The 4,126-nt window shown below is 31.9% G+C and carries 3 protein-coding genes; 1 reads left to right on the forward strand and 2 read right to left on the reverse strand.

The window, feature by feature from the left end:
- Window positions 1–282: 282 nt before the first annotated feature.
- Window positions 283–1,053 carry a TMEM175 family protein gene (locus ACKI4K_RS05445; protein WP_407423046.1) on the reverse strand — a complete coding sequence of 257 codons (771 nt, stop codon included), beginning with the start codon at window positions 1,051–1,053 and terminating at the stop codon, window positions 283–285.
- Between the two features lie 465 nt (window positions 1,054–1,518).
- Here ACKI4K_RS05445 and ACKI4K_RS05450 point away from each other — a divergent pair, with 465 nt between their 5' ends.
- Window positions 1,519–1,656 carry a hypothetical protein gene (locus ACKI4K_RS05450; RefSeq protein ID WP_407423048.1) on the forward strand — a complete coding sequence of 46 codons (138 nt, stop codon included), beginning with the start codon at window positions 1,519–1,521 and terminating at the stop codon, window positions 1,654–1,656.
- Between the two features lie 196 nt (window positions 1,657–1,852).
- Here the strand turns inward: ACKI4K_RS05450 and ACKI4K_RS05455 are convergent.
- A partial coding sequence (locus ACKI4K_RS05455; RefSeq protein ID WP_407423050.1) for a CARDB domain-containing protein occupies window positions 1,853–4,126 on the reverse strand: 2,274 nt, incomplete at its 5' end.

A 4,126-nucleotide genomic window follows, 5' to 3' on the forward strand; every position in this document is an offset into this window, starting at 1 on the left:
AAATGATAAAAAAATTAAAAACTAGTTAAAATATCAATCAGAAATTAAATTAAAAACTGCTCAATAAAAATACCAATATGTTCAATCGAAAATTGATAATATTGCAAATATTCTACTACAAAATATCATCATCATACAAATTTATATTAAGCATAGACTCCAAATTTTATTACAGAAATGTTGTCAGAAGAGCTGTAAGTAAAACATCTTTCCTACGGGAATATGTTAACCCTAAATTTTAGATATTAACCCATAATGTATCTTTTACCAATTGCAATATTATTACTGTTCATTACCGTAAATGCTTTCTTGAATATCGGCGAGGAATTCCTTTTCATCGTCATTCAAATCCCCTGAACTTTCTTTGCCGAAACGTTTCATACGAATGAAAAATACTAAAATCAAAGTCAATAAAAAAGACAATATGCTGGCAATTGGAGATATGAATGCAAAGACAAGGGATATCAATGAAGAGATGAGCGGCGCCAACAACAGATAGAACAAAGTTAATGTAACACCCTTAAGATATAATTTTAAATTAGGCAGTTCTATTCCGTCTTCGTAAGATTCATGCACTGCAGTCTTTATCTCATCCCTTTTATCATAATAATCTTTAAAATTATGCCTTATTAACAATATAAATATTAATATATACAATAAACTGATTACCAATATAAGCAATGAAAATAATATGTTTACAATAGTATAATTGTAAAATTTAAAAAGAAAACCTGTTGCAAAAGGTATCAAACAAACTGCCGCCATTGTAATCATATTCAGGGTCAATATGGGATAGGTTATTTTTTTAATATTAAACAGAATAGCAGTGTTTTCCCAAAAATTATACACCAGATAAAAACTTATGAAATATATTAAAATAGATGGAACAAGATAACTTATAAAATATTCATTCAAAGCAACCCCTGATGAAATATCCGCTGCCGTAGGAACTGCAATTTCCAAAACAAGAATTGTCATGGCAATTGCAAAAACACCATCAGTTACAGCGGCGTACCTATCCTTTAATCTGTTTAAAAATTTATCATATGCCATCAATAAAATATAATGTAGTTAATCCTATTTAAATTTTTTAATATTACATTCAATTTTAAACAAATTATGTTTTAATATGAAATGATATGAATAATGTAACATTTCAATACAAAATCCCCGGTTAATCATAATTATTTATTCATGAATTTCCACATTCATATTTCCAAACCAAATGTTCTTGACACACATAATCCCCATCATAAAGATACATTACAATTGACATGGTTCTTTTTATCCTATTTCCCCTATGCGGAATGAAATACCTCGTAAAGAATATGATAATCCTAATTTTAACATCGTTACATGAAAATTAAATGAAGTATATTAATTTAAATTATATTAAAATTACTGAAAAATGGGATAAATGAGACAAGTAATCTATCTAAATCAAAAGATATTTTAGAAAAATTATACGGGAGTTTATTTCCTTAAATTTAGAGTCAATCTATTGCAAAGAAATGTTCCGTGCTTCAATTATTTGAAGGCTGTAAATCATTAAACGGCAACTTCAAATCAGTCATGAACGGCATTGTGAAAGATGCAAAAAAATCATACAATACAGTCGACAAAACCAATAGCACAAAAAAGATTTTCTCAAATTGAAATCAGTACACCACCTCCGAATTAACATCAGATGCAGTTGAAGACAAACCAACAGGAAGATATACACTGAAAGTCTGAAATTTTAAAGTATATGACAAATAATCTTCATAGCAAAACAGATATAGTAAAAAAAAGATTATGTCAAAAATTTTAAAAAAAATAGTAGTGGGAGTATAAACTCCCAAAAATTTTAATTTTAGTGTTTACGCCTTTTTAATGGTATAATAACCATGATTGCCAATAACAATAAGATTATTGGATTACCGGTAGCATGCATAGTTGCAGATTCACCAACCGCAGATTCGTGATTGATTGTATCGTTTTCTGGAACAGGTTCCGGAGTAGGCTCAGGTGTAGTTTTATTAATCACTTCCACATACACATCATCACTAATTTCTTTAGTCATGTTTGATCCTGCAACAACAGTATTTGTTGCATTACCTTCTTTTATAGCGTAGAAGATCATTTCAAAGCTTGCACTTTCGCCGACACTTAAAACACCAGAGTAAATAAATTTATTACCTACTTTGGTCCATCCTTCACCTTTGAAACTATCATATTCCAATTCATCAGGAATGTTTTCAATTACATAAACATCTCCGAGATCACAACCGCCGATATTTGTCACAGTGACTTTAATAGTTACCTTATCTCCAACATAAACAGAAGATTTGTCAATTTCTTGTTTTAATTCAAGATTAGGTTCAACAACTACAGTTGTGTTATTTGAATAAGCACCACTAGTTAAATCTGAATTAGCAATTACTTCTGGAGTAAATACTCCTGGAACAGTAGTTTTGAAGTATAATGTGTAATTTGCAGATTCGCCAGGCATTAAAGTACCTGAGTAACTGAACTTATTACCATCTTGAGTCCAAGCACCACTAGGAGCACCCAAAATTCCATCATTTAATTTGTTCCAGTTATCCCCATCATAACCAATATATATTAAACCGTCTGGGAAATTGTTTAGAGTGTAAATTCCAGTAAGTTCACAGTCACCAATATTTGTAACAACAACAGTGAAACTGACTTCCTGTCCAACTAAAACTAGCGGATTATTTGATATTTCACGCACGGTCAATGCCGGAGTGTATACAAGAACACTAGCGCTTGAAGCTGAAGTGGAAGTTTGTTTGGAACCTGCAGTAGCCTCATTGGTAAATTCACCACTATAAGTTGTATTTACGACAATTGTTAATTCAACACTTTCACCAACATCTAAAGAACCGTTGTATGAAAACTTAGTTCCATCATAAGTCCAATTAGCGCCGATGAAATGGTCATAAACTAAACCATCTGGTATTTTATCTTCAACAAAGACGCCTGTAAGCACCACATCACCCTCGTTAGTCACTTTAATAGTGAAAGAAGTTTGGTTACCTGAATATACATACTCATTATCTGAAGTTTTAATAATGGATAATTTAGGATCATTTACTCTGACAGTAACATTTGATTCGACCGCAGTTGCGTTTTCATCGGAATGAACTGAAACTACATTAGTAAGATTTCCAGTTGATACAGCTTTAGCTATAATTGTAATTACTTTAGATTCACCGCTTTGCAATAATGCAATGGTAGTATTTAAATCTCCACTTATTAACTGTAAACCATCAGGTAGCACATCTTTCACTACAACATTTGTAGCATTGGAAGGGCCATTATTGGTTACAGTAATTGTAAATGTGATTTCACCACCAAGTGTAATATTTACTACATTAGCGATTTTTTCAACTGTCAAGTTAACTACAGGAACAACGACAACAGTCGCAGTACTGTTTTTAACAGTTGATTCCTCACTACAGTTTACATGTGCAACATTATCGAATGTGCCATCAGTCAATGCACGAACAACAATCCATACAGAGTATGTAGTCTCATTAGCAACATTAGGAACATTCCAACTAACAACATTACCAGATAACTTATAACCTGCACTAGCATCAACAAACTCAAACGCACCATCCAATTCATCAATAATATGAACATTAGTAGCATTTGACCTTCCATGATTTTTAACAGAAATTGTGAAGTTAATTAAATCATTAACTGAAACATTAGACACATTTGCAGTCTTATTAATCTTCAAATCAGTGTTGTAAACATGAACACTAGCATTAGCAGATTTAATTGTATCATTCTGATCACATTTCACAGTAACCCTATTCATGTAAGTACCATTAGCAGTAGTCATAGCCTGAACAACAATCACAGCAGACTCACCACTTGCCAAGAACTCAATAGTAGTCTCCAAATCACCACTGACTAAAACCAAGCCCTCATCGAGAATATCACTAACCTTAATATTAGTAGCATCGGAAGGACCATTATTAGTCACAGTAATAGTGAAAGTAATCACATCACCAATAGTAGCATCATCACTGTCAGCAACCTTAACAACAGTCAAGTTAACCACAGGAGTAACATTAACTGAAACCTCACTAGATTTAACAGTATCATTCTCATT

The organism is Methanobrevibacter sp. (genome assembly GCF_045644645.1).
Classification (GTDB): Archaea; Methanobacteriota; Methanobacteria; order Methanobacteriales; family Methanobacteriaceae; genus Methanocatella.